Genomic DNA, 21,157 nt, shown 5'->3' on the forward strand with positions numbered 1-21,157 from the left:
CACGGCCGGACCGGGCGCGTCGGGCGACCGGCACCGGCTCGGCACGCGTCAGGAGGCGAACGCCCCGGGGTGGATCTGCTCCCGGGTGGCGGTGTACTGCTGCCGCACGGCCTGGCCGACGGCCAGCTCCTCGCCCGGCTCGAAGACCTGGGCGGCGGCGCCCTGCCAGGCCGGGGGAGCGGTCGGGGCCAGCGTGCCCTGGGAGACCCCGAGCGCCCAGGCCGCCTGCCGGGCGGCGCCGAGCGCGGCGTAGTCGGCCGGCTGGGGGACGACGACCTGCGCGCCGAACAGCATCGGCGCCATGGCCTGCACGGCGGGCAGCCCGGCGGCCGCGCCGAGCAGGAAGACCCGGCGCACCTCGACTCCGCGGCCGCGCAGCACGTCCATGGCGTCGGCGAGCGAGCAGAGCATGCCCTCGAAGGAGGCCCGGGCGAGGTGCTCGGGCTTCATCGACTCGCGGCGCAGCCCTGCGAGGGTGCCGGCGGTGTGCGGCAGCGCGGGGGTCCGCTCGCCCTCCAGGTAGGGCAGCAGGACGAGCCCGGAGGCGCCCGGCGTGGACTTCAGGGCGAGCGCGGACAGCTCCTCCAGGCCGTCGAGGCCGAGCATCTCGGCGGTCCCGCGCAGGGCTCGTACGGCGTTGGAGGTGTGGACGACCGGCAGGTGCATGCCGGCGGCGTCGGCGAACGCGGTGATCATGCCGTTCGGGTCGGCGGGGGCCTCGTGGTGGACGGCCATCACGGAGCCGGAGGCGCCGAGGGAGACCACGGCGTCACCGACGCCGAGCCCGAGGCCGAGGGCGGCCGCCATCGTCTCTCCGGTGCCGGCGGAGATCAGCAGCCCTTCGGGCGTGGTGCCGGCGGCCTCGGCGGGCGCGAGGACCTCGGGAAGCACGGCCTGGTGCCCGAGCGCCAGCTCGACCAGATCGGGCCGGTAGGACCCGGTCCTGGCGGACCAGTAGCCGGTGGCGGAGGCGGCGCCGCGGTCGGTGGTGCGCCGCGCGGGCCGGCCGAGCAGCTGCCACACCAGCCAGTCGTGCGGCTGGAGGATCATCGCGACGCGCTGGGCGTGCTCGGGCTCGCTGCGGGCGAGCCAGCGCAGCTTGGCGACGGGCAGGCCGGACTGCGGGACGGTGCCGACGGCGTCGGCCCAGCCCTGCCGCCCGCCGAGGGCCTCGACGAGATCGGCCGCGGCGACCTGCGCCCGCTTGTCGTTGCCGACGAGCGCGGGCCGCACGAGGCCGCCCTGCGCGTCCAGCGGGACGAGGCCCTGCTGCTGGGCGGAGACCCCGATGGCCTGCACCCCTTCGAGCAGCCCGCCGGTGGCGGCCTCCCCGAGGGACAGCAGCCAGGCCTGTGGATCGACGTCGGTGGCCTTGGGGTCCACGGGGTGCGGGGCATGCCCCTGCCGCAGTACGGCGCCCGTGTCCGTGTCACAGACGACGATGCGCGTGGAGTCCGAAGAGCTGTCCAGACCGGCGACTATCCCCATGGCACATGATTCTGCCGTACTTCCGGGGGCGGCGAGGTCAGGTGTTGGTGGGACCCCAGTCCTCCTCCTCGTAGGAGGCGACCTGCCCGTTGTGGTGGCGCAGCGACCGGATCCGCTGCGCCTGGTCCCCGACGACGTGCATCGCCCTGCCGGCGACCTGCCGCCCGGACTGCGCGGCGGACTCGGCCGCGTTGCGCACCGCGGGGTTCTCTGCGACCTGCTTGGCGGACGTCTTCATCCGCTCGTAGACCTCTCGCCCGGCTCGCGTCCCGATGACGAAACCGAGGCCCAGTCCGGCGACGAAGACCAGCTTGTACCGCACGCTGCGATCCTTCCCTGGAGCCTCTGGGGATACCGATTGGCGGAGCACCCCCCTGCTTGCGCTAATGTATGTGTCGCAGCGAGCGAGCGCCGCCCGGGAAGGTCCGAGGTGGACCGTTCGGTGCAACGCAGCAATCCCCTGTAGCTCAATTGGCAGAGCAGCCGGCTGTTAACCGGCAGGTTACTGGTTCGAGTCCAGTCGGGGGAGCGCGATCCCCTGTAGCTCAATTGGCAGAGCATTCGGCTGTTAACCGGAGGGTTGCTGGTTCGAGTCCAGCCGGGGGAGCCAAGCGGAAGAGGACCCTTCGGGGTCCTTTTTCGTTTCCCGGGGAACCAGGAGCGCCGCCCGGGAGTCTTCTGGACCGAGCATGGCCGACCATCCGGAGCAGGAGATCGTATGAGCGGCTATGCTGCGGCAGACGGCGCGCACACTTGTACGCGCCGTGGTGTTCGGGGCGGTAGCTCAGCCGGTTAGAGCAGCGGACTCATAATCCGTCGGCCGTGGGTTCGAGTCCCACCCGCCCCACCGAAGAAAAACGTTCTGACCCGCGAAGACGCCCCTGGAGGGGTGTTTTCGCGTGCAGCGGTCGCCTCTCGGTGGTGCGGCGGAACGGGTGTCCCCCGCTTACCCCGTAGGGCCGTCCTTCTTGACCTGCGGTTCGGGGTGGAGCATGGGGTGTGGGGCCGCATCGATGATCCCACGGCGATCCCACGCCCCCTGGGCGTGACACGCCGAGCAATGCGCGGAACCTCCGTGCGCCTGTCGCCGCTCTGTTCGGTCAAGGCCGGCGCCCAGGTCCAGGCTTTGGCGCCCCGAACCCCGAGTGGCGTGCACAGTGTCTACCTGGTGGTGGACCCGTACGCGGCGGAGGTCGTCGTCCACACGCAGCCCACCGGAACCGGCTACATCGCGGCGCACACGCACAAGTACGGCACCGGCGAGCTCCCCATCGACCTGGCCGACGGCCGCACCTTCACCCTCGACCTGGACGGGCTGCCCCGACCCGAACCGGCGACCGGCGCGCGTTGAGAGCACGCCGCTGATGGCCGGGAACAACCCGGCGGGTCAGCGGTGGTCATTAGGGTGCGCGGTGTGAGTGACGATTCCAGGCCGCGCCCGGCCGTCGATGATCTTGTCCAGCTGATTCCGGCGGTCGTCCCCCTCGAGGGGGTCGACGCGGAGCTGGTGGTGATCGGGGAGCGGTACTGGGCGCTCGCCGGTTTCGCGCCCGAGCTCGGGACTCCGGTCTGGTGCGAGAAGGTCAAGGACATCGACACCGCCGGCTGGGGGCACCAGGTCTATGCCGTGGCCGCGGCCGGTGTCCGGGCCGTGGTGGCAGGAAGGCTGTGCCCGCAGTGCAAAGGCCCGCTCAGCCTTATCTCCCGAGCCGCCTTCCAGCAGGTCTGCGAGGGGTACGACCCCGTGTGCGTGGACTGTAACGAGTCGCTGACCGCCGCGGTGCGGGTCATCGTCGATCCTGCGCGGAAGGCCAAGCGCGAAGCGGCCAGAGCCAAGGCCGAAGAGCGGAACGCCGTCGACTTCGCCCACGCACGCTGGAAGCAGCTCCAGCGGGACGTCATCGCCGAGGAGTACGCCGCCGTCTTCCCCTCGAACGGGGAGGTGCCGGCCGCAGGGGTGCGGGAGATGGTGGGCGCGCTGGCGCTGCTGCGGTACGCCCCGTCGACTTCTCCCGTCACCGCGGTCGCGTCCTGGCCGGACCCGCTCCATCCGGATAGCGCGAAGATCGGCTCGCTCCTCGGAACGTTGATCCGGGCGGACCTCCTCAGGATCCACGCATCCAGCCCCGCGACCGCGTTCGTCTGGGAGCCGGCCACCTTCGAAGAAGCCCTGCGCGAGACCGAAGGAGACCTGGACGCCATCGGTGCGCCTCAACTCACCGGCAGCTTCTACCCGTTGGCCGCCCACTACTACGCACCCCACGGCACGAGCGTGGACAAGGCCGGCGAGGAACTCGACGCCTACCTCACCGCCGCTCTGGCCCCGTCCGGGATGACCGAAGGCCGTCAGGAGGATCTGCTGGCCGTCGCCCGGGAGCTCATCGCGGAGGAGGCGCTCCGCTACTTCACCAACCGGCTGGACGACCTCAACCTGCCCGCCGTACCCGAGAACCACGCTGCCAGGCTCTCCGAGGCCGCTTACAAGGTGGCCGAGCGCAGGCCGCTCGGCGAGATCTACAACCTCGTCTGGCGTGCCACCCGTGCGGCGGCGGAGGCCGCACAGAAGAACCCCCGGGCTCCACGCGCCCACATGACCACGCACGCCGTCAACCGGTTCGAGACCGATGCACAGCGGGCGACCGCCGACCCGGGCTGGGAGCTGAAGTCCTTTACCGCGATCACCGGGCATGGGCCTGCAGCCATGACGCGGGCCCTGTTCTACAACCTCCTCGACAGCGACCCGATCGAGACGGGTCTCCCGGAGCTCAGGGAAGCGCTGCCGGAACCCGTCGTCGCTCCGAGAGCGGCGGAGGCCGCCCCGGCGGGCGGCGACGAGCTGGTGGCCACGGTCGCCTGGCTGGCTTCCCGGCCCGACGCCTGGGATCCGTACCTAGTCGCCGCCGGCCTCAGCGTCCTCGCGGAAGAGCGGGGGGACTCCCCGGAGTGGCACTACGAGGGCAAGATCCTCGCGCGGGGAGCCGGGCAGCTCCTCCGGCTCCACGAACGTCTGGCCCCGGTCATCGGAGTGCGGGAAGCCGTCCTCGCCGTCTTCGCCGCCACCCCGATGCTCGTGCACCCGGTGACGATCGACGGCAAGACGCTGAACAGCGGAACCTGGATCCTCGACAGGATGTGCACCCTCTTCCTCGCCCCGCCCGTCGAGGAGACAGGCGACACGGAGGACGTTTTGGAGGAGTGACCTTCCGCGGGAGAGTTCTCACCGTCGCGCCGGTGGCCCTGCACCCTTCCGAGGACGACGGGTGCAGGGCCACCGTGACTTGCGGGCCTTGAGCGACGCCCTACTTGGGCATGAGGACGGTGTCGATGATGTAGACGTTGGCGTTGGCGGTCCTGACGTTGCCGCAGACCACGTTGGCGGTGTCGTTGACCTTGTAGGACTCGCCGGCGCCGGTGGTGGTGATCATGCCCTTCTGGAGGGTCTCGAAGCTGCCGTTCTCCAGCTGCTCGGGGGTGAGCTTCTGGCCGACGACGTGGTAGGTGAGGACCTTGGTGAGCACGTCCTTGTCGGCGAGGACCTTGTCGAGGTCGGCCTTCGGGATCTTGGCGAAGGCGTCGTTGGTCGGCGCGAAGACGGTGATGTTCTCGGCGTTGTTGAGGGTGTCGACCAGGCCGGCCTTCTTGACGGCGGTCACGAGAGTGGACAGGGCCGGGTTGTTGGACGCGGCGGTGGCGACGGGGTCCTTGGCCATGCCGTCGAAGGATCCCGCGCCCTCCTTCGGCACGCCGGCGCAGGCCGGGCCGAAGGGCTGGTCGTCGGTCATCGGCGCCTCGGAGGGGGTGCTCGCCTCCGAGGTCGGCTCCGCGACCGCGGTGGTGGGAGCGGCGGCCTTGGTGTCGTTGCCGGAGTCGGAGCACGCGGCCAGGGAGAAGGGCAGCGCGGCTGCTGCGGCGACGGCGACGGCGGTGCGGCGGATCTTCATGCTGTTCACGACGAGTTGCTCCTTGGGGATTGTTCTCTGGATATTGAGGTGATGGGCCGTGCTGCCCGGTGCAGGCCTTGCGGACGCCCGGGTGGTTCAGGGGACGGTGACGAAGACGCTGTGCCAGCCGCTCGCCCCGTCGGGGACGGTCCGGGTGCGCCGTTCGGTCTGGGCCTGTCCGGTGCCGTCGGTGGCGCGGACGGTGAGGTTGTGTCCGCCGGGGGTGGCGTTCCAGCGGTAGGACCACTGGCGCCAGGTGTCGGTGCCTGCCTGGGCGGCGAGGTCAGCGTCCTGCCAGGGGCCGTCGTCGACGCGGATCTGGACGCGGGTGATGCCGCGGCGCTGGGCCCAGGCGACGCCGGCGACGGTGACGGCGCCGGCGGCGGGGCGCGCGAAGGGTTTGGGGGTGTCGATGCGGGACTGAGTCTTGATCGGCGCCGTGCGGGCCCACTTCCGCTTGACCCAGTAGGGGTCGTAGGCGTCGAACGTGGTGAGTTCGATGTCCTCGATCCACTTGCAGGCCGATACGTAGCCATAGAGGCCGGGGACGAGCATGCGGACGGGGAAACCGTGGTCGAAGGGGAGCGGCTCGCCGTTCATGCCGACCGCCAGGATGGCGTCGCGGCCGTCCATCAGGTCCTCGACCGGTGAGCCGAGCGTCATGCCGTCCACGGAGCGGGCCACGAGCTGATCCGCCCGGCCGCCCTTCGTCGGCGGCCGGACACCGGCTTCCTCGAGGAGGTCGGCGAGGGGGACGCCGAGCCAGCGGGCGTTGCCGACGTAGGGGCCGCCGACCTCGTTCGAGACGCAGGTGAGGGTGATGTCGCGTTCGATCAGGGGGCGGGCGAGGAGCTGGTCGATGGTGTAGGTACGGGGGCGGGTGACGCCTTTGCCGTGGATGCGCAGCCGCCAGGTGCCGGCGTCGACCTTCGGCACGGTCAGGGCGGTGTCGACGCGGTAGAAACCGGAGTTGGGGGTGGTGAAGGCCGTGATGCCGGGCACCTTCAGCTGGACACCGGCCGGGACGGCTGGGGCTGGGGAGGCAGGCTTGGGAAGCACCAGGTTCTCCCGAGAGGCGACGGCGCCCCGGCCCTTCCGGCTGGTGAAGTACCGGCCCAGCGCGCCGGCCGAGGTCGCGGCCACCGCGGTCACAGCGGCCGCGGTGAGGAACCCACGCCGGCTCCACGCCCCGCCTCCCGCGCCAGCCGGCGCAGGAACGGGGGCGGCTTCGGACGCCAGCACGTACAACGCCAGGGCCCCCGCGACCGCCCCGGCGACCGAGGGCAGCGCGTCACCGGTGCCGGTGGAGTCGGGGCGGCTGAGAGCCGCGGCGGCGCCGACGAGCCCGAACAGCATCACCCCCGCAGCACCGGCGCGCCGATGGGACACGGCGAGGACGCCCAGGCCGACGGCGATGAGGGCGAGAATCACGAGGATCCCCAGCTGGAGAACGATCTTGTCGTTCTCGCCGAACGTGCGGATCGCGAAGTCCTTCACCGCGGCAGGCGTCCGGTCGACCACCGCTCCGCCCACCACCGTCACCGGACCGGCCGCCGGCCGCACCGGTCCGGCCACCAGCTCAGCCACGGCCAGAGCCGTGAACGCGGCCAGGAGTCCGGCCAGTGCGCCGAGTGCGGCGCGGACGAGTCTGCTGCGGAAGCTGCTCACATCCTGCATTCGGCATCCACCGCCCGGCGGATTGCTCCAACCCCCGAAAGAGTGAAATCCCTTCCCGGTGTTGCCTTGCGCGGCGGGCGTGCGGTGCTTGCACGGACGACCAGGAGGGTGCCGGCTGTGCGCGGCCGCGTCGAGGTCTGCTTGAGCGGCCGCGGGTCCCGTCAGGCGCACGCTCGCCTGCTGCTGGCGCGCCGATCGTTCGCCCCCGGGCGGGAGGTCCAGAGCACGGCCAGTGGCAATGCGGCCTCCGCCCCTGCGGGGGTTCAGCAGCCGCTCCACCCGGGCCGACTCCGTGGGCTTGCGCAGCGTGAGGTCCACACCGGCCTGCGCGACCTGCCCCTACGCGCCGTGGAGGGGTCGGCGGCAACAGCCGGGATCAGTCACGTGAACACCGCCATCGATTCCTGCGGATGTCCGGCCACGCTGCATCTCCCGCTCCTTCCGGACGAACGCGCGGCCCACCAGGTCCGTCGAGCCCACGGCACGGCGGACCCGACCGGAAGCCGCCACGACGCGCAGCGCGAGAAGACGCAGGCCGGGGACTGAAGATCGTCCGGGCGCTGGGGGCGGACCTCTTCGTCAGCACCTGGGACCGGGGCAAGCGGGTCATCGCGGTCCTCACCTGGCAACCCCGGCGAAAAGGACGTGGTGCCGCGGGCGGCTGCGTCGACAGCCGCCCACGGCCGACCCGCCCGGAGCACGCTGCTTGCGGACGGATCACGGGTCCGCGCCCCCTGTCTGTCGGCGGCGTACCGGACCTCTTTTCGCGGCCTCGATCAGGCGTTGATACAGGTGTTACCGAAGGACGGGTTCAGCAGCCCGATCACGCTGACGGTGTTGCCGCACGCGTTGACCGGGATGTGGACGGGAACCTGAACGAGGTTGCCAGAGCCCACTCCGGGCGAGTGGGCGGCCACCCCCTGCGCACCGGCATCGGCCGATGCCATCGACGCGCCGCCGACGACCACCGTGCCGGCCGCCAGGGCCACCGCCAGACCGTGTCGCACACGAACCATGTGAACTACCTCCCATGAGGGTGCCTCGGCCGAGCAACCCGCGCGGCCGGTGAGGGGAGCCGGAGAACGTCGCTCCGTTCTCCTCACGCACCGTCTTCGCCGCCGTCCGCCCTCCGGCTTGGCCGCTGCGTCAGGCTTCCCTCGAACCGGTCACTCAAGGACGGTGCGGGTGACGAACGCCACCCATCCACACGCCCGTCCGCTACGAAGAACGGATGACACACCCACAGGTTTCGGCGACCGGACCGCCCCCGGACGGCCCCGGCCCGATCGAGCGACGACAAAGGACCGGCATGCGATGCACGCCCCGCCCCCCGACGGCCGGCCCAGGCGGCCCCGTCGCCCCCTCACCACGACCGGAGCGGCGCAGGTGAACCAGCCGCTGCCCTTCGGCGCCGACCGCGACGGCCGCTCCGCCCCCAGCGACCTCACCGAGATCATGGGCAAAGTGGCGCGCGGCGACAAGCAGGCCTTCTCCACCCTCTACGACGCCCTGGCCCCCCTGGTCTCCGGCATCGTGCTCAAAGTGGTCCGCGACCGGGCCCAGTCCGAGGAGGTCATCCAAGAGGTCATGATCGACCTGTGGCGGCAGGCCGCCCGGTACCGCCCCGAGGCCGGCGCGGTGACGGCGTGGGCCGCGACGATCGCCCACCGGCGGGCCGTGGACCGGGTCCGCTCCGCCCAGGCCGCCACCGACCGCGAACAGGCCCAGGCCGCCCGCGAGCACACCACCGCCTTCGACGAGGTCACCGAACAGGTCGAGACCCGCCTGGAGTCCGAACAGGTACGCCGCTGCCTGCGCGGCCTGACCGAACTCCAGCGTCAGGCCGTCACCCTGGCCTACTACCAGGGCCTGACCTACCGTGAAGTCTCCGAAGCCCTGCGCACGCCTCTTCCCACCATCAAGACACGCATGCGCGACGGGCTCATCCGGCTCCGCGACTGCATGGGGGTGACCACATGAAACACCACGCCACCGACGCCCACACCCTCGTCGCCGCCTACGCCCTGGGCGCCCTCGACGATGACGAACGCAAGGACTTCGACGCCCACCTCCAGGCGTGCGAGGCATGCCGGCAGGAAGCCGCCGAGTTCCAGGCGACCACGGCACGCCTGGCGGCAGCGGTCGCCCAGCCGCCGCCCCCCGCAGCCAAGGCACAGGTCATGGCCGCCATCGACGGCGTGCGTCAGCTGCCCCCGCGCATCCCCTCCGCAAGTGCGGCGCCCGCCATCGGCGGCATCCTGCGCCGCCGGGCCGTTCCCCTGGCGCTGGCCGCCAGCGTGGCCGCGGCCGCACTGGGCGGCGTAGCGGTGTGGCAGACGCAGAACGGGAACGACCTCGAACAGCAGGCCCGCCAGGCCCAGCAGCGGCTGGACGAGGTCAGCGCCGTACTGGCCGCCCCGGACGCCCGCACCGTCCACGGCAAGGCCGTCAACGGAGCCCTGACCACCGTCGTCTCCTCCCAGCAGCGGAACAAGGCCGTCTTCACCGCCGGAAACCTGCCCGCCCCCGGTGCAGGGAAGACCTACCAGCTGTGGCTCGACCACGACGGCACCATGCGCCCGGCCGGACTCATCCAAGGCGACGGCACCATCGTCCTGTCCGGCGACCCCGCCGACGCGGGCGCCGTCGGCCTCACCCTCGAACCCGCCGGAGGCTCCCCCCAGCCCACCACCGCCCCCCTTCTCCTGATGAACCTGCCCGCCTGACCGAGCGCTCCGCACCGATCAGCGAACGAGGCACCTCGTGGCAGGCACCCCGGAGATCGGGGACGGCGCCGGGCCGGTCTGATCACTGCCTACGTCCTCGCGACCGCGCGTCAGGTCACGCTGTACGAGGCGGACGGACGGCTCGGTGGCCACGCCCAACCTGCGAACCGGCCGTGCCCGGCACGCTCCGCCCTGTCCTACCCCTTACGGCGTCACGGCACGTCGAGGAGCCCGGCGAACACCACCCCCGCGACGACGGCCACCACCGGTGCCGCGACGGCGAACCCCACCCGCCGGGCGGCGTGCCGGACCCGCCAGGGGAGGGCCCAGCTCGTGATCAGCAGGCCCAGGGCGAGGAGCAGCCCGGTGACGACGACCGGAAAGGCGACGGCGAAGCTCGCGTCGAAACGGTCCGCCTCCGCGCCGTTGCAGGAGTCGCAGGCCATCGGGGACAGCCCGGCGAAGAAGAGCACCAGAAGGCCCAGGGGCACGGTCACGAGAGTGGAGACGAGCGGGGCGATCCAGGCCCCGGTGGCGCGTGCGTCGGGATCGTTCGAGGTCATGGGGCCAGTGAACCGCGCGGTGGGGCGGCGCACATGAGTCCGCGTACTCAGAAGCCGGTCAGCCTACGGAATGTTGATCACTCTCTGCGATGGAAGGCATCGGCCGGTCGGAACCGTGATCGCGACGGCGCGGTTCTTTCGAGGGTGGATGCCACTGCGCCCCGGCGCCTTGCGGAGGCGCCGGGGCCTTCGGTGGATCAGTGTCGGGAGATCAGCGGGCTCAGTAGGTCAGGATCCCCGGGTCCGACACCCCCGCCGCTCCCGTCTCCACGTGGCCCGCCAGGCGGCGGAGGTAGTCCGCGGAGGACGGGGTGGTGAGGGTGACGTCGTACCAGCGGGCGGAGGCGGTGAGGTCCAGGGTGTGGGTGACCGTCGTGCCCTTCGGGAGCGTGAGGGTCGTCGGGCCCCCCGCGTAGGCGTTGGTGAGCGTGACCGTCGTCGTGGTGCCGGGGTTGGTGAAGGTCAGGGTCAGGTTGCCGGTCGTGGCGTCGTGACGGGCCCGGACTTCTGGCAGGGGGGTCTTGCCGGGGGAGCGGAAGCGGCGGAGGAAGCCGTTGGGGCCGTGGACCGTGAGGTCGGTGAGGCCCTTGGAGTACTTGGTGTTCCAGGTGTCCGAGAGGGACTTGGCCGCTTCCGTCGTGTACGTCCACGGCGCGTCCGTGCGGTTCGCCGATGTCACGTAGAACTGGGCGCCCGCCGAGGGGCCGCCGCTGAAGGTGAGGCGGTAGGTGCCGGCGGTCGTGTCGGCGGCGCCGTCGACGTACGGGGCGTACTTCAGCGGGCGGGTGGGCTTGGTGCCCCGTTCCTGCCGCGGCATCGTGCCGACCGCCGGAGCCGTCGCCAGGAAGTCGGGGTGGCGTTCGCGGTCCGGCGGGTAGTAGCCGTCGGTCGGCGGCAGCGGCGCGGCCTGCGGGTCCGTGCGCGTGAAGTCGAACGCGGAGGTCAGGTCGCCGCACACGGCCCGGCGCCAGGGCGAGATCTGGGGTTCGAGCACGCCGAAGCGGCGCTCCATGAAGCGGATGATCGACGTGTGGTCGAAGGTCTCGGAGCAGGTGTAGCCGCCCTTCGACCAGGGCGAGACGACGAGCATGGGGACGCGCGGGCCGAGCCCGTACGGGCCGGCGACGTACCCCGTCTTCCCGGGGAAGTAGTCCAGCGCGGTCGGGACGGTCGACAGGCCCTGGGACGCGGAGGCGGGGACGTACGGCGGGACCACGTGGTCGAAGAAGCCGTCGTTCTCGTCGTACGTGATGAACAGCGCCGTACGCGCCCACACGTCGGGGTTCGAGGTGAGCGCGTCCAGGACCTGGGCGATGTACCAGGCGCCGTAGTTGGAGGGCCAGTTGGAGTGCTCCGTGAAGGCCTCGGGGGCGGCGATCCAGGAGATCTGGGGGAGGGCGCCCGCCTGGACGTCGGCGCGGAGCCTGTCGAAGAAGCCCTCGCCCGCCTTGGCGTTCGTGCCCGTGCGGGCCTTGTCGTAGAGCGGGTTGCCGGGCTGGGCGCTGCGGTAGGTGTTGAAGTACAGCAGCGAGTTGTCGCCGTAGTTGCCGCGGTAGGCGTCGTTGATCCAGCCCCAGTGACCTGCGGCGTCCAGGCCGTCGCCTATGTCCTGGTAGATCTTCCACGAGACGCCGGCCGCCTCCAGGCGCTCGGGGTAGGTGGTCCAGCCGTAGCCCGCCTCGGCGTTGTTGAGGACCGGGCCGCCGCCGGTGCCGTCGTTGCCGGTGTGCCCGGTCCACATGTAGTAGCGGTTCGGGTCGGTCGAGCCGATGAACGAGCAGTGGTACGCGTCGCAGATCGTGAACGCGTCGGCGAGCGCGTAGTGGAACGGGATGTCCTGGCGCGTGAGGTAGGCCATGGTGGCCTTGGTCTTGGCGGGCACCCACTGGTCGTACGCGCCCTTGTTGAAGGCCCGCTGGCCGCCCGCCCAGTCGTGGTTGAGGCCCTGGAGGAACTCCATGCCGAGGTCGTCGCTCGGCGGCCGGAAGGGCAGGGTCTCGGTCCTGCCGTCGGACTGGTGCCAGACGGACTTGCCGCTGGGGAGTGTGACCGGGCGCGGGTCGCCGAAGCCCCGTACGCCCTTCATCGCCCCGAAATAGTGGTCGAAGGAACGATTCTCCTGCATCAGGACCACGATGTGCTCGATGTCCTGGATCGTGCCCGTCGTGCCCTGCGCCGGGATGGCGGCGGCGCGGGCGATGCTGTCGGACAGCATGGTGAACGCGGCGGCGCCGCCCGCCAGTTGAAGGAACCGGCGACGATTCAGTTCGGCCATGGGGGAGTTGCCCTCCGGAGTGGGAGACGGACGGGGTGCGGGTGCGCGGCCGGCCGGGCCGGCGACGGGCGCCCCAAGGAGAGCGCCCGTGAACCACCGCACGGCGGCCGTCCCATGACTGCCCGTCGTACGCCGGCGAATCCCCCGTGCCCGAACGTGAAAACTCACAACCGAACGCCCCCGGTGGGCCGAACTCCACCAGGGGCGTGCATGGGTGAACAGAAAACTACGCTGGGGGTCGCTCGCGGAGGACTACTCGACGACGAGCTCGACCTTGATGTTGCCGCGGGTCGCCTTCGAGTACGGGCAGAAGGCGTGGGTCTTCTCCAGCAGCGCGGCGCCCGCCTCGCCCTGCAGGTGGTCGGGGAACTCGGCGCGCATGACGACGGCGAGGCCGAAGCCGCCGTCGGCGGGGTCCTTGCCGATGGAGACCTCGGCGGTGACGGACGCGTCCGAGATGTCGATCTTCTCCTGGCGGGCCACCACTCCCATGGCGCTGGCGAAGCAGGCGGCGTAGCCGGCGGCGAAGAGCTGCTCGGGGTTGGTGCCCTGGCCGTTGCCGCCGAGCGCCGCGGGGTGGGCGAGGGGGAGGTCGATGTGGCCGTCGGAGCTGACGGCGCGGCCCTCGCGGCCGTTGGCGGTGGCGACTGCGGTGTAGATCGCGTCCATGGGTTCTTCCGTTCCTGTCCGGGGCTCGGTGTCGGGCTTGCTGATCTATTTGTAGCGCGCCATTTAGTTGTGCACAACTTAATCGCGTGTGACGGTCGTCTCCCGTACGCTGGGAACCATGGACGGACCCACCGACGAGGACTTCCTCCGGCTCGACAACCAGATCTGCTTCTCCCTGCACGCCGCCACCCGCGCCTTCAACGGCGTCTACCGCGGCGCCCTGAAGGAGCTCGGCCTCACCTACCCCCAGTACCTGGTGATGCTGGTCCTCTGGGAGCACGGCGAGCTCCCCGTCAAGGGCATCGGCGACCGGCTCCGGCTCGACTCCGGCACCCTGTCGCCGCTGCTGAAACGCCTCGAGGCGGTCGGCTACGTCGAGCGGCGGCGCAGCACCGAGGACGAGCGGTCCGTCACCGTGCGGGTCACCGGCGAGGGCGCCGCGCTCCGTGAGAAGGCCCTCGGCGTGCCGCGCGGGATCGCCGCCGCGACCGGCCTCGACCTGGAGGAGATCGTCGAGCTGCGCGACCGGCTGAACGCCCTCGCAGGCCGACTGGACGCCGTCGACCCCGACGACGTCGCCAGGTGCGTTGTCGAGAGGTGACGGCGCCGGCCGGAGACGGAAAGTGTCCGGAATCCGCCTCGTGTGAGGCACCTCATGCCCGCGCGGGCGGCGGCACGGTGACGGGCGGGGCCCCGCTCCTGACCCGCCTCCTCACCGCTGCCCGCGCGCCCGCCGCCGGGCCCCTCGCCTCTGCCCGCGCCCGTCGCCGGCCCGGGTGCCCTCCCCCTGGCCGTGCCCCTCACGCTGCCCGCGCGCCCGCCGCCGCTGCCGCGCGCCCGTAGCCGCGCGCCGCTCACCGCTGCCCGTGCGCCCGTGGCCGCGCGCCGCTCACCGCTGCCCGCACGCCCCGTCCTCAGGCGGCGGCCAGAGCCTCCAGCGCCGGGACCGTCTGCGCCGGGGACGGCAGGGCGGCGTTCTCCGCCCGCAGGCGGGCGGCGGCCTCGCGCAGGGCCGGGCCGGTGAGGAGGCGGGTCAGGAGCGGGGTGTCGACCTCCTCGGCGGTGGAGCGCAGGGCCGCCCCGGTCGCGGTCAGCGCGTCGGCGTTGATGAAGTGGTCGGCCCCCTGGGGCAGGAGCAGCTGGGGCAGCCCCGCCTGGAGCGCGGTGAGCATCGTGCCCGAACCGCCGTGGTGGATCAGCGCGTCCGCGGCCGTCAGCAGCTCGGCGAGCGGCACCCACGGCAGCGGGCGGACGTTGTCCGGAAGAGCGCCCAGCGGAGCGAGGTCGGCGTCGCCGACGGCGAGCAGGAACTCCGCGTCCACCGACGCCGCGGCCTCCGTCAGGCGGACGATGGCGCTGACGCCGTCCACCTCCGTGAGCACCGTGCCCAGCGTGACCACGACCCGCGGCCGGCTGCCGCGCCGCAGCAGTGCGGCGGGGACGGTGCCGCCGCCGTTGTAGGGGAGGTAGCGCATCCGCAGGCTCCCCCGGTCGCCGCCGAGCGAGGCGGGGATGATGTCGAGCGCCGTCGCCTCGGCCGGACCGGCCACGCCGTACCTCTCGTACGCCTCGGTGAAGTGGCCCGCGAGCCGGCGGGCCATGTCGAGGCCGGAGGTGACGCCGAAGTTCTGGATCACCGAAGGGATCTTGAGCTTGGCCGCGACCAGCGGGGCGGCGGCCTGGAAGGAGTCGTGGACCAGCAGGTCGGCGCCCCATCCCTCGGCGGTCTCCAGCAGGCCGTCGACCGTCGGGCGGGAGGCGAGCGAGAAGGCGTGGGCCGCCCGGTCCAGGATCTGGTCCGAGGTCAGCTCCGGGGCGACATAGCGCGCCTCCTCGCCGGTGGCCTCCTGGAACACCTCCCGGATGTCGCGGCCGTCCCCGATCTCGACGATCGGGAAGCCCGCCTCGCGGAGCCGGTCCAGCGGCTGCGAGCCCGCGAACAGCACCTCGTGGCCGACGGCACGCAGCGCCTGCGCGGTCGGGATCATCGGGAAGAGGTGGCCGGCCGCTGCCGGGCCGGTGAACAGTACGCGCACGATGTCTCCTTGCCGTGGTCTGCCGGACGAGGGCGAGTCGTGCGTGGTGTCCGAACGCCCCCGCTACCCCGGCGAACCCGCGCGGCGGCCCCCCTGTTCCGGGCGGGATCGATAATCGGACGTTCTCGCACCGAAAAAATGGTAAGGACCCACACCGAAAGGCGCTCCTATACTCGGCCTATGCCCGACATCACCCTCCGGCGCGCCACCGCCGACGACTCGAAGCGGCTGACCCGGCTCGTGCGGACCTCCTCCGCCTACGCCGGCGCGTACGCCCCCATGGTCGCCGGCTACCAGGTGGGCGGCTCGTACATCGAGCACCATCCCGTCTACGTCGCCGTCGGCGCCGACGGGCGGGTCCTCGGCTTCTACGCCCTGCTCCTCGACGAGGCCGAGCTCGACCTCGCCTTCGTCGCCGACGAGGCCCAGGGCCTGGGGATCGGCCGGATGCTCGTCGAGCACATGATCGGCCAGGGCCGCGCCGCCGGACTCGACTCCATACGGGTCGTCGCCCATCCGCCCGCCGAGGAGTTCTACCTGCGCACCGGCGCCCGCCGCACCGGCACCGTCCGGCCCACCGGGCGCATCCACTGGGAACGCCCGGAGCTGCGCTACGACCTCACGGGCGACGCCCCCAGCAGCCCCGACCCCGGCACCGACTCCGGCTCCGACCCCGGCACCGACTCCGGCTCCGGCACCGCCTCCGGCTCCGGCACCGCCTCCGGCTCCGGCACCGCCTCCGGCTCCGGCACCGGCTCCGGCCCCCGTACCGCCACGGCCCCCGGCACCGCCGCCCGCCCCCACCGCCGCACCCCGGCCGACGCCGCGTGAGCGCCCCCGCCCCGGCCGACGCCGCAGCCGAACGCAAGGGCCGCAGGCTCTTCGCCGACCTCACCCCGCTCCGTACCTCGCCCGACTACCGGCGCCTGTGGTTCGGGAACACCGTCACCTGGGTCGGCCAGGGCATGACCACCCTCGCCATCTCCCTCCAGGTCTACGACATCACCCGCTCGCCGTTCTCCGTCGGCCTGGTCGGGCTCTTCACCCTCGTCCCGCTGGTCGTCTTCGGCCTGTACGGCGGTGCCATCGCCGACACGGTCGACCGCCGCAAGCTCGGCCTGGCCAGCTCCACGGGCCTGGCCGTGCTCTCCATCGCGCTCGCCACGGCCGCCTTCGCCGGCTTCCACCGGGTCTGGTTCCTCTACGGGATCGTCGCCCTCCAAGCGGTCTGCGCCGCGCTCAACGCGCCCGCCCGCAGTGCGATGATCCCCCGGCTCCTGCCCGCCGAGCAGCTGCCCGCCGCCAACGCGCTCAACTCGATGACCACCACCTTCGGCACGCTCGTCGGCCCCAGCATCGGCGGCCTCGTCGTCGGTCTGGCCGGCTATCAGACCGCGTACCTCATCGACGCGATCGCCTTCTCGGCCTCCCTCTACGCGATGTGGCGCCTGCCGTCGATGCTGCCGGACCGCACCGGCACCAAGCGGGCCTCCGTCCTCGACGGACTGCGCTTCCTCGCCACCCGCCCCAACCTGCGGATGACCTTCTTCTCCGACTTCTGCGCGATGATCCTCGCCCACCCCCGGGCGCTGTTCCCGGTCGTCGCCGTCGTCTGGTACGGCGGCGACGCCCGCACCGCCGGACTCCTCGTCGCCGCACCGGCGTGCGGAGCCCTGCTGGGAGGGGTGCTCTCCGGCTGGCAGGGCCGGATCCGCCACCACGGGCAGGCGATCCTGCTCGCCGTGGCCTGCTGGGGCACCGCGATCGCCGTCTTCGGCCTCACGCGCAACCTCTGGCTCGGGCTGTTGCTGCTCGCCGTCGCCGGGTACTCCGACACCGTCTCGATGATCTTCCGGAACACGATGATGCAGGTCGCCGCTCCGGACGAGATGCGGGGCCGGCTCCAGGGCGTCTTCATCGTGGTCGTCGCCGGCGGCCCCAGGCTGGGCGACTTCCTGGCCGGTTCGGTCGCCGACCTCACCTCCCCGACCGTCGCCATCACCGGCGGCGGGCTCGCCTGCGTCCTCGCGATCGGCCTTCTCGCCCTCTACGGCAAGGGCTTTCGGCGGTACGACGCCCGCAACCCCACGGCCTGAACCACGGATCCGCCGCGCTTCCGGTCCGGGCGGGGAGAGATCATCCGGGCGGTGGGCGCGAAGGCCCGATGCGCCGCCCATACGGGTCATCCCGTGGCCCGCTCACCGCGCGCGCACTTGCCGCTGTCCCGTGCCCGGGTCAGGCTCCGACATGAGCAACCCCGCTCGTCAGGAGGTTTTCATGCGCAAGCTCATCGCCACGGTCACCCTGGCCGCAGCCGCCGTTCTCGCCGGCTCCGGAACGGCACTCGCCCACAACGGCACCGAGTTCCTCGACGGACCCGACGTGGTCGTCGTGGACAACACGGTCGTCGTCTGCGGCGACTTCAGCTTCTGCCAGGGCGACGGCGCCTGAGCCTTCCCCGTGCCACGGCGGGAAGCCCCCTCACACCGAGGGGGCTTCCTGCTGTCAGGACGATGCCACGGGCAGCACGGCGAACCGCCGGGCGACGCGCGGACAGGCCCTGGCCGGGGAGCGGACAGCGCCTCGCCCGACCAGGTGGCGGACCTTGGCCCGGGGAGCGGCAGCCCTTCGCCTGACGCGGTGGCACGTCCTGGCCCGGAGAGCGGCAGTCCTTCGCCTGACGTGATGGCAGGTCCTGGCCCGGGGAGCGGGCAGCGCCCCGCCCGATCCGATGCCAGGTCCTGGGCCGACGCGCCGGCAGCCCCTCGCCCGACGGGACACCTGCTCGTCGCCCGACCCGTCAGACGATCCCCCGGACGATACCCAGCTCCAGCAGGTCCTCCGGGCGCAGCCGCAGCTGCCCTGCCGTCTCCGGCACCTGTTCCGGCGGCCGTTTGAGGATGGCGGCGGCGAGTTCGGGCGCGATGACCGAGAAGTACCCGTCCGGCGTGGCCCAGGTGTTGTCCGGCGCGGCGAGCGCGAGCGCGCCGCCCGAGCCGCCCTCCCCGATGAGGACGGAGGTCACCGGCGTGCGGGCCCCGGCGACGGCGGCGAAGGCGTCCGCGATGGCCGGACCGGCTCCTGCCCGCTCGGCCTCGGCGTCGTTGGCGGCGCCCGGGGTGTCGATCAGGGTGAGCACCGGCACGCCGAGCCGGTCCGCGAGCCGTACGAGCCGGGCCGCGGTGCGGAACCCGGCGGGCCGGGTCGCCCCGCCGTCCTGGGCGGCGTACGCCACGACCCTGCCCTCGCGCAGGCCGAAACCGCACTCCATCCCCGGGTCCACGCCCCCGGCCCGGTCGCCGCGGATCGTGGCCCGCACCTCGAAGTAGTCGTCCAGGTACGCCCCGGCCCGCGGCCGCTCCGCCGCCCGCGCCCGCACGACGGCGTCCCAGCCCGTCCCGGCCGGTGCGAGCGCGCCGAGGGCGCGCGGCAAAGGCGCGGGCGCGGGGGACCGCGGTCCGGTGGGCGCCGGGGACAGGAGCCGCAGCCACAGGGTGAGCGTCTCCCCGAGGCGGTCCGGCGGGACGATCGCGTCCACGTGGCCGTGGGCGTACTGGTCCTCCGCCGTGTACGCGACCGGATCGGCGTCGGCCGGGCGGACGCGGGAGCCCGCGAAGGCGACCTGCGCGGCGGGGAGGGCGAGGACCACGTCGGCGCCCGCGCCGACGGTGGCCCAGCCGCCGCCGGTGGCGGGGTCGCGCAGCACGGCGACGTGGGGCAGGCCCGCCGCCCGGAGGCGGACGGTCTCGGCGGCCACGCGCTGGAGCTGCACGAGGGCGACCATGCCCTCCTGCATGCGGCTGCCGCCCGTCGCCACGAGCGAGACCAGCGGGAGGCGCCGCTCGACGGCCGTACGGTAGGCGGCGACGAGCCGGTCACCGGCCGCCCGGCCGAGCGAGCCGCCGAGGAAGCCGAACTCGAACGCCACGAGGACGCAGGGCCGCCCGCCGACGGTGGCGGTGCCGTGCAGCACGGACTCGTCCTCGCCGGTCCGTTCCGCCGCGCGGGCACGGGAGTCGTCGTACCCGGCCCAGCCGATGGGGCCGTCCGCGCGGACCGGCTGGTCCGCCGCGTCGGGCCCCGTGGGTGCCGCGACCACGGCCGGGGTGAAGTCGTCCGTCACCAGGGCGATCGCCTCACGGGCGGAGAAACGTTCAGGCATGGAGGGCCTTCTTCAGGACCTTGCCCATGTCGTTGCGGGGCAGCGCGGCCAGGTAGCGGACCTCCCGCGGGCGTTTGTGCGGGGCGAGCAGCGCGGTCACGTGTCCGGCCAGGTCCTCGTACGCGGGCGGGTCGGCGGGGTCCGCCGGGACCACCCACGCCACGATCCGCTCGCCCAGGTCCGGGTCCGGCTCACCGGTCACCGCCGCCTCGCGGACGCCCGGGTGGTCGAGGAGCGCGTTCTCGATCTCGCCCGCACCGATCTTGTAGCCGCCGCTCTTGAGGAGGTCCGTCGCCTAGCGGCCGACGATCCGGACGTGGCCGTCGGGCTCCCGCACCGCCATGTCCCCGGTGCGGAACCAGCCGTCCTCGGTGAAGGCCGCCGCCGTGGCGTCGGGCCGGTTCAGATACGCGGTGAACAGGTTCGGGCCCCTCACCTGGATCTCGCCGACCGTCTCGCCGTCGTACGCCTCCGGCCCGAGGACGCTGCCGTCCTCCTCGACGAGCCGCAGCCCGACGCCCCGCAGCGGCAGCCCGACCGAGCCGGGGCGCGGTTCCGCTCCGACGAGGACCGAGGTGTTCATCAGGGTCTCGGTCATCCCGTACCGCTCGATCACCGTCCGTCCGGTCGCCGCGCTGATCCGCTCGTGGTCGCGCACCGGCAGCGCCGCCGATCCCGAGACCAGCAGCCGGGCGCCCGCGAGCGCCCGGACGAGCGCCGGGTCGTGGGGGAGCGCCTCCGCGAGCCGGTGGTACATCGTCGGCACCCCGAACAGCATCGTCGCCCCGCCGCCCTCCTCGGTGCCCAGCGCCCTCGTCACGCCCTCCACCGAGAACGCCCCCAGGTGCCGCAGCTCGCCGCCGCGCCGCAGCGGGCCGAGGACGCCGAGGACGAGGCCGTGCACATGGAACAGCGGCAGCGCGTGCGCGAGGACGTCCCCGGCCGTCCAGGCCCAGGCGTCCGCGAGGGCGTCGAGAGAGGCGGCGATCGCGCGCCGGGAGAGGACGACGCCCTTGGGCGGGCCGGTGGTGCCGGAGGTGTAGACGACCAGGGCGGCTGCGCCGCCGTCTGTTGGTTCGTCCGCGGCAGGGCCGGCCGCCCTGATGTCCACGTCGATCCGGGGCAGTCCGGCAAGCCCGCCCGGCAGCTCGTCACCGGGGCCCGCGAGCACCGCGCCCGGGGCGCTGTCGCCGACGATGTGCGCCAGCTCCCGCTCGCCGGTCCGCGGGTTGAGCGGTACGGCCGGCACGCCGGCGAGCAGCGCGGCCACCACCGCGACCGCCGTCTCGGCCGTCGGCGTGGCCCACACGGCGACGCGGCCCGCGTCCCCGATCCGTACCGCCAGGGCTCCGGCGGCCCGCGCCAGCTCCCCGTACGTCAGTGTGTCCGCGCCGAAACGCAGGGCCGGCCGGTCCGAACCGGCCGCAAGGGCCGGGAAGAGGGCGCTCATGAGGGCATTCTGCCCAGCCGCCGAGGGCGGCGCGCTGCGACCTTGGTCACCTCGGGCCCGTTTGGCGCGGCCGGGCCGTTTGGTCACCTCGGGCCCGTTCGGGGTGGCCGGGCCGTTTGGTCACCCCGGGCCCGTTCGCTGCGCCTGGACCGTTTGGCCACCCCGGGCCC

At 72.9% G+C, this 21,157-nt stretch carries 18 protein-coding genes, 3 tRNA genes and 1 pseudogene; 11 read left to right on the forward strand and 11 right to left on the reverse strand.

The window, feature by feature from the left end; all coding sequences use genetic code 11:
* Nucleotides 1–48: 48 nt before the first annotated feature.
* Nucleotides 49–1,488 carry an FGGY family carbohydrate kinase gene (locus ABD954_RS23570; RefSeq protein ID WP_345488583.1) on the reverse strand — a complete coding sequence of 480 codons (1,440 nt, stop codon included), beginning with the start codon at nt 1,486–1,488 and terminating at the stop codon, nt 49–51.
* 37 nt (nt 1,489–1,525) lie between these two features.
* A complete protein-coding gene (locus ABD954_RS23575) occupies nt 1,526–1,810 on the reverse strand; it encodes a YtxH domain-containing protein (protein WP_345488585.1) in 285 nt (94 codons plus the stop codon).
* Between the two features lie 134 nt (nt 1,811–1,944).
* Here ABD954_RS23575 and ABD954_RS23580 point away from each other — a divergent pair.
* The 5 genes from ABD954_RS23580 to ABD954_RS23600 all read left to right on the forward strand — a co-directional run bounded on the left by ABD954_RS23580 (nt 1,945) and on the right by ABD954_RS23600 (nt 4,687).
* Nucleotides 1,945–2,017, forward strand: a tRNA-Asn gene (locus ABD954_RS23580).
* Between the two features lie 5 nt (nt 2,018–2,022).
* A tRNA-Asn gene (locus ABD954_RS23585) sits at nt 2,023–2,098 on the forward strand.
* Nucleotides 2,099–2,261: 163 nt separating this feature from the next.
* Nucleotides 2,262–2,335 (forward strand) — tRNA-Ile (locus ABD954_RS23590).
* Between the two features lie 303 nt (nt 2,336–2,638).
* Complete coding sequence (locus ABD954_RS23595; RefSeq protein ID WP_345488587.1) at nt 2,639–2,839, forward strand: hypothetical protein; 201 nt, start codon at nt 2,639–2,641, stop codon at nt 2,837–2,839.
* Between the two features lie 63 nt (nt 2,840–2,902).
* The gene (locus tag ABD954_RS23600; protein WP_345488589.1) at nt 2,903–4,687 is read left to right on the forward strand and encodes a hypothetical protein; all 1,785 of its coding nucleotides are present in this window, start codon (nt 2,903–2,905) and stop codon (nt 4,685–4,687) included.
* Nucleotides 4,688–4,787: 100 nt separating this feature from the next.
* On the opposite strand, the gene ABD954_RS23605 is transcribed toward ABD954_RS23600, so the two are convergent.
* The 3 genes from ABD954_RS23605 to ABD954_RS23615 all read right to left on the reverse strand — a co-directional run bounded on the left by ABD954_RS23605 (nt 4,788) and on the right by ABD954_RS23615 (nt 8,122).
* Entirely contained in the window at nt 4,788–5,429 is a 642-nt protein-coding gene (locus tag ABD954_RS23605; RefSeq protein WP_382745823.1) for a fasciclin domain-containing protein, read from the reverse strand.
* 96 nt (nt 5,430–5,525) lie between these two features.
* Entirely contained in the window at nt 5,526–7,106 is a 1,581-nt protein-coding gene (locus ABD954_RS23610) for a molybdopterin-dependent oxidoreductase (RefSeq protein ID WP_345488593.1), read from the reverse strand.
* A gap of 776 nt (nt 7,107–7,882) precedes the next feature.
* Nucleotides 7,883–8,122 (reverse strand): chaplin, encoded by a 240-nt coding sequence (locus tag ABD954_RS23615; RefSeq protein ID WP_345488595.1) that lies wholly within the window; start codon nt 8,120–8,122, stop codon nt 7,883–7,885.
* Between the two features lie 370 nt (nt 8,123–8,492).
* Between ABD954_RS23615 and sigK the strand changes: the two genes are divergently transcribed.
* Together sigK and ABD954_RS23625 are read left to right on the forward strand one after the other, a co-directional pair.
* Nucleotides 8,493–9,086: an ECF RNA polymerase sigma factor SigK gene (gene sigK, locus ABD954_RS23620; RefSeq protein ID WP_345492414.1), complete on the forward strand. Its 594-nt coding sequence runs from the start codon at nt 8,493–8,495 to the stop codon at nt 9,084–9,086.
* Entirely contained in the window at nt 9,083–9,832 is a 750-nt protein-coding gene (locus ABD954_RS23625; RefSeq protein WP_345488597.1) for an anti-sigma factor, read from the forward strand. The genes sigK and ABD954_RS23625 overlap by 4 nt, the downstream gene beginning before the upstream one ends.
* Nucleotides 9,833–10,044: 212 nt before the next feature.
* On the opposite strand, the gene ABD954_RS23630 is transcribed toward ABD954_RS23625, so the two are convergent.
* From ABD954_RS23630 to ABD954_RS23640, 3 genes are all read right to left on the reverse strand, one after another.
* A complete protein-coding gene (locus ABD954_RS23630; protein ID WP_345488599.1) occupies nt 10,045–10,395 on the reverse strand; it encodes a hypothetical protein in 351 nt (116 codons plus the stop codon).
* A gap of 220 nt (nt 10,396–10,615) precedes the next feature.
* On the reverse strand, nt 10,616–12,670 hold the full coding sequence (locus tag ABD954_RS23635; protein ID WP_345488601.1) for a phosphocholine-specific phospholipase C: 2,055 nt from the start codon (nt 12,668–12,670) through the stop codon (nt 10,616–10,618).
* A 252-nt stretch (nt 12,671–12,922) separates the two neighbouring features.
* Entirely contained in the window at nt 12,923–13,339 is a 417-nt protein-coding gene (locus tag ABD954_RS23640; protein ID WP_345488603.1) for an organic hydroperoxide resistance protein, read from the reverse strand.
* A 118-nt stretch (nt 13,340–13,457) separates the two neighbouring features.
* On the opposite strand from ABD954_RS23640, the gene ABD954_RS23645 reads away from it, so the two are divergent.
* Complete coding sequence (locus ABD954_RS23645; RefSeq protein WP_345488605.1) at nt 13,458–13,940, forward strand: MarR family winged helix-turn-helix transcriptional regulator; 483 nt, start codon at nt 13,458–13,460, stop codon at nt 13,938–13,940.
* Nucleotides 13,941–14,253: 313 nt separating this feature from the next.
* Here the strand turns inward: ABD954_RS23645 and ABD954_RS23650 are convergent, their stop codons facing one another.
* Nucleotides 14,254–15,375, reverse strand: a complete 1,122-nt coding sequence (locus ABD954_RS23650; RefSeq protein WP_345488607.1) for a nucleotide disphospho-sugar-binding domain-containing protein — start codon at nt 15,373–15,375, stop codon at nt 14,254–14,256.
* 180 nt (nt 15,376–15,555) lie between these two features.
* Between ABD954_RS23650 and ABD954_RS23655 the strand changes: the two genes are divergently transcribed.
* The 3 genes from ABD954_RS23655 (at nt 15,556) to ABD954_RS23665 (ending at nt 17,826) form a co-directional block, all read left to right on the forward strand.
* Entirely contained in the window at nt 15,556–16,206 is a 651-nt protein-coding gene (locus ABD954_RS23655; protein ID WP_382745784.1) for a GNAT family N-acetyltransferase, read from the forward strand.
* A complete protein-coding gene (locus tag ABD954_RS23660; protein WP_345488609.1) occupies nt 16,203–17,471 on the forward strand; it encodes an MFS transporter in 1,269 nt (422 codons plus the stop codon). Before ABD954_RS23655 ends, ABD954_RS23660 begins: the two co-directional genes overlap by 4 nt.
* Nucleotides 17,472–17,652: 181 nt before the next feature.
* A complete protein-coding gene (locus ABD954_RS23665) occupies nt 17,653–17,826 on the forward strand; it encodes a hypothetical protein (RefSeq protein ID WP_345488611.1) in 174 nt (57 codons plus the stop codon).
* Between the two features lie 349 nt (nt 17,827–18,175).
* Here ABD954_RS23665 and ABD954_RS23670 read toward each other — a convergent pair whose 3' ends face one another.
* Together ABD954_RS23670 and ABD954_RS23675 are read right to left on the reverse strand one after the other, a co-directional pair.
* Nucleotides 18,176–19,537 carry a carboxyl transferase domain-containing protein gene (locus ABD954_RS23670; protein WP_345488613.1) on the reverse strand — a complete coding sequence of 454 codons (1,362 nt, stop codon included), beginning with the start codon at nt 19,535–19,537 and terminating at the stop codon, nt 18,176–18,178.
* Nucleotides 19,530–20,987 (reverse strand): annotated as a pseudogene (locus ABD954_RS23675) (acyl-CoA synthetase). The gene ABD954_RS23670 and the pseudogene ABD954_RS23675 overlap by 8 nt, the downstream one beginning before the upstream one ends.
* Nucleotides 20,988–21,157 lie beyond the last annotated feature (170 nt).

The sequence above is a fragment of the Streptomyces roseoviridis genome (assembly GCF_039535235.1).
Lineage (GTDB): Bacteria > Actinomycetota > Actinomycetes > Streptomycetales > Streptomycetaceae > Streptomyces > Streptomyces roseoviridis.

What these genes read in the sequence shown, in the direction of transcription:
- ABD954_RS23645 (WP_345488605.1), top strand. Translation starts at nt 13,458, where the DNA reads ATGGACGGACCCACCGACGAGGACTTCCTCCGGCTCGACAACCAGATC.
- ABD954_RS23625 (WP_345488597.1), top strand. Translation starts at nt 9,083, where the DNA reads ATGAAACACCACGCCACCGACGCCCACACCCTCGTCGCCGCCTACGCC.
- ABD954_RS23665 (WP_345488611.1), top strand. Translation starts at nt 17,653, where the DNA reads ATGCGCAAGCTCATCGCCACGGTCACCCTGGCCGCAGCCGCCGTTCTC.
- ABD954_RS23655 (WP_382745784.1), top strand. Translation starts at nt 15,556, where the DNA reads ATGCCCGACATCACCCTCCGGCGCGCCACCGCCGACGACTCGAAGCGG.
- ABD954_RS23570 (WP_345488583.1), bottom strand. Translation starts at nt 1,488, where the DNA reads ATGGGGATAGTCGCCGGTCTGGACAGCTCTTCGGACTCCACGCGCATC.
- ABD954_RS23635 (WP_345488601.1), bottom strand. Translation starts at nt 12,670, where the DNA reads ATGGCCGAACTGAATCGTCGCCGGTTCCTTCAACTGGCGGGCGGCGCC.
- ABD954_RS23640 (WP_345488603.1), bottom strand. Translation starts at nt 13,339, where the DNA reads ATGGACGCGATCTACACCGCAGTCGCCACCGCCAACGGCCGCGAGGGC.
- ABD954_RS23605 (WP_382745823.1), bottom strand. Translation starts at nt 5,429, where the DNA reads ATGAAGATCCGCCGCACCGCCGTCGCCGTCGCCGCAGCAGCCGCGCTG.
- ABD954_RS23670 (WP_345488613.1), bottom strand. Translation starts at nt 19,537, where the DNA reads ATGCCTGAACGTTTCTCCGCCCGTGAGGCGATCGCCCTGGTGACGGAC.
- ABD954_RS23615 (WP_345488595.1), bottom strand. Translation starts at nt 8,122, where the DNA reads ATGGTTCGTGTGCGACACGGTCTGGCGGTGGCCCTGGCGGCCGGCACG.
- ABD954_RS23610 (WP_345488593.1), bottom strand. Translation starts at nt 7,106, where the DNA reads ATGCAGGATGTGAGCAGCTTCCGCAGCAGACTCGTCCGCGCCGCACTC.
- ABD954_RS23630 (WP_345488599.1), bottom strand. Translation starts at nt 10,395, where the DNA reads ATGACCTCGAACGATCCCGACGCACGCGCCACCGGGGCCTGGATCGCC.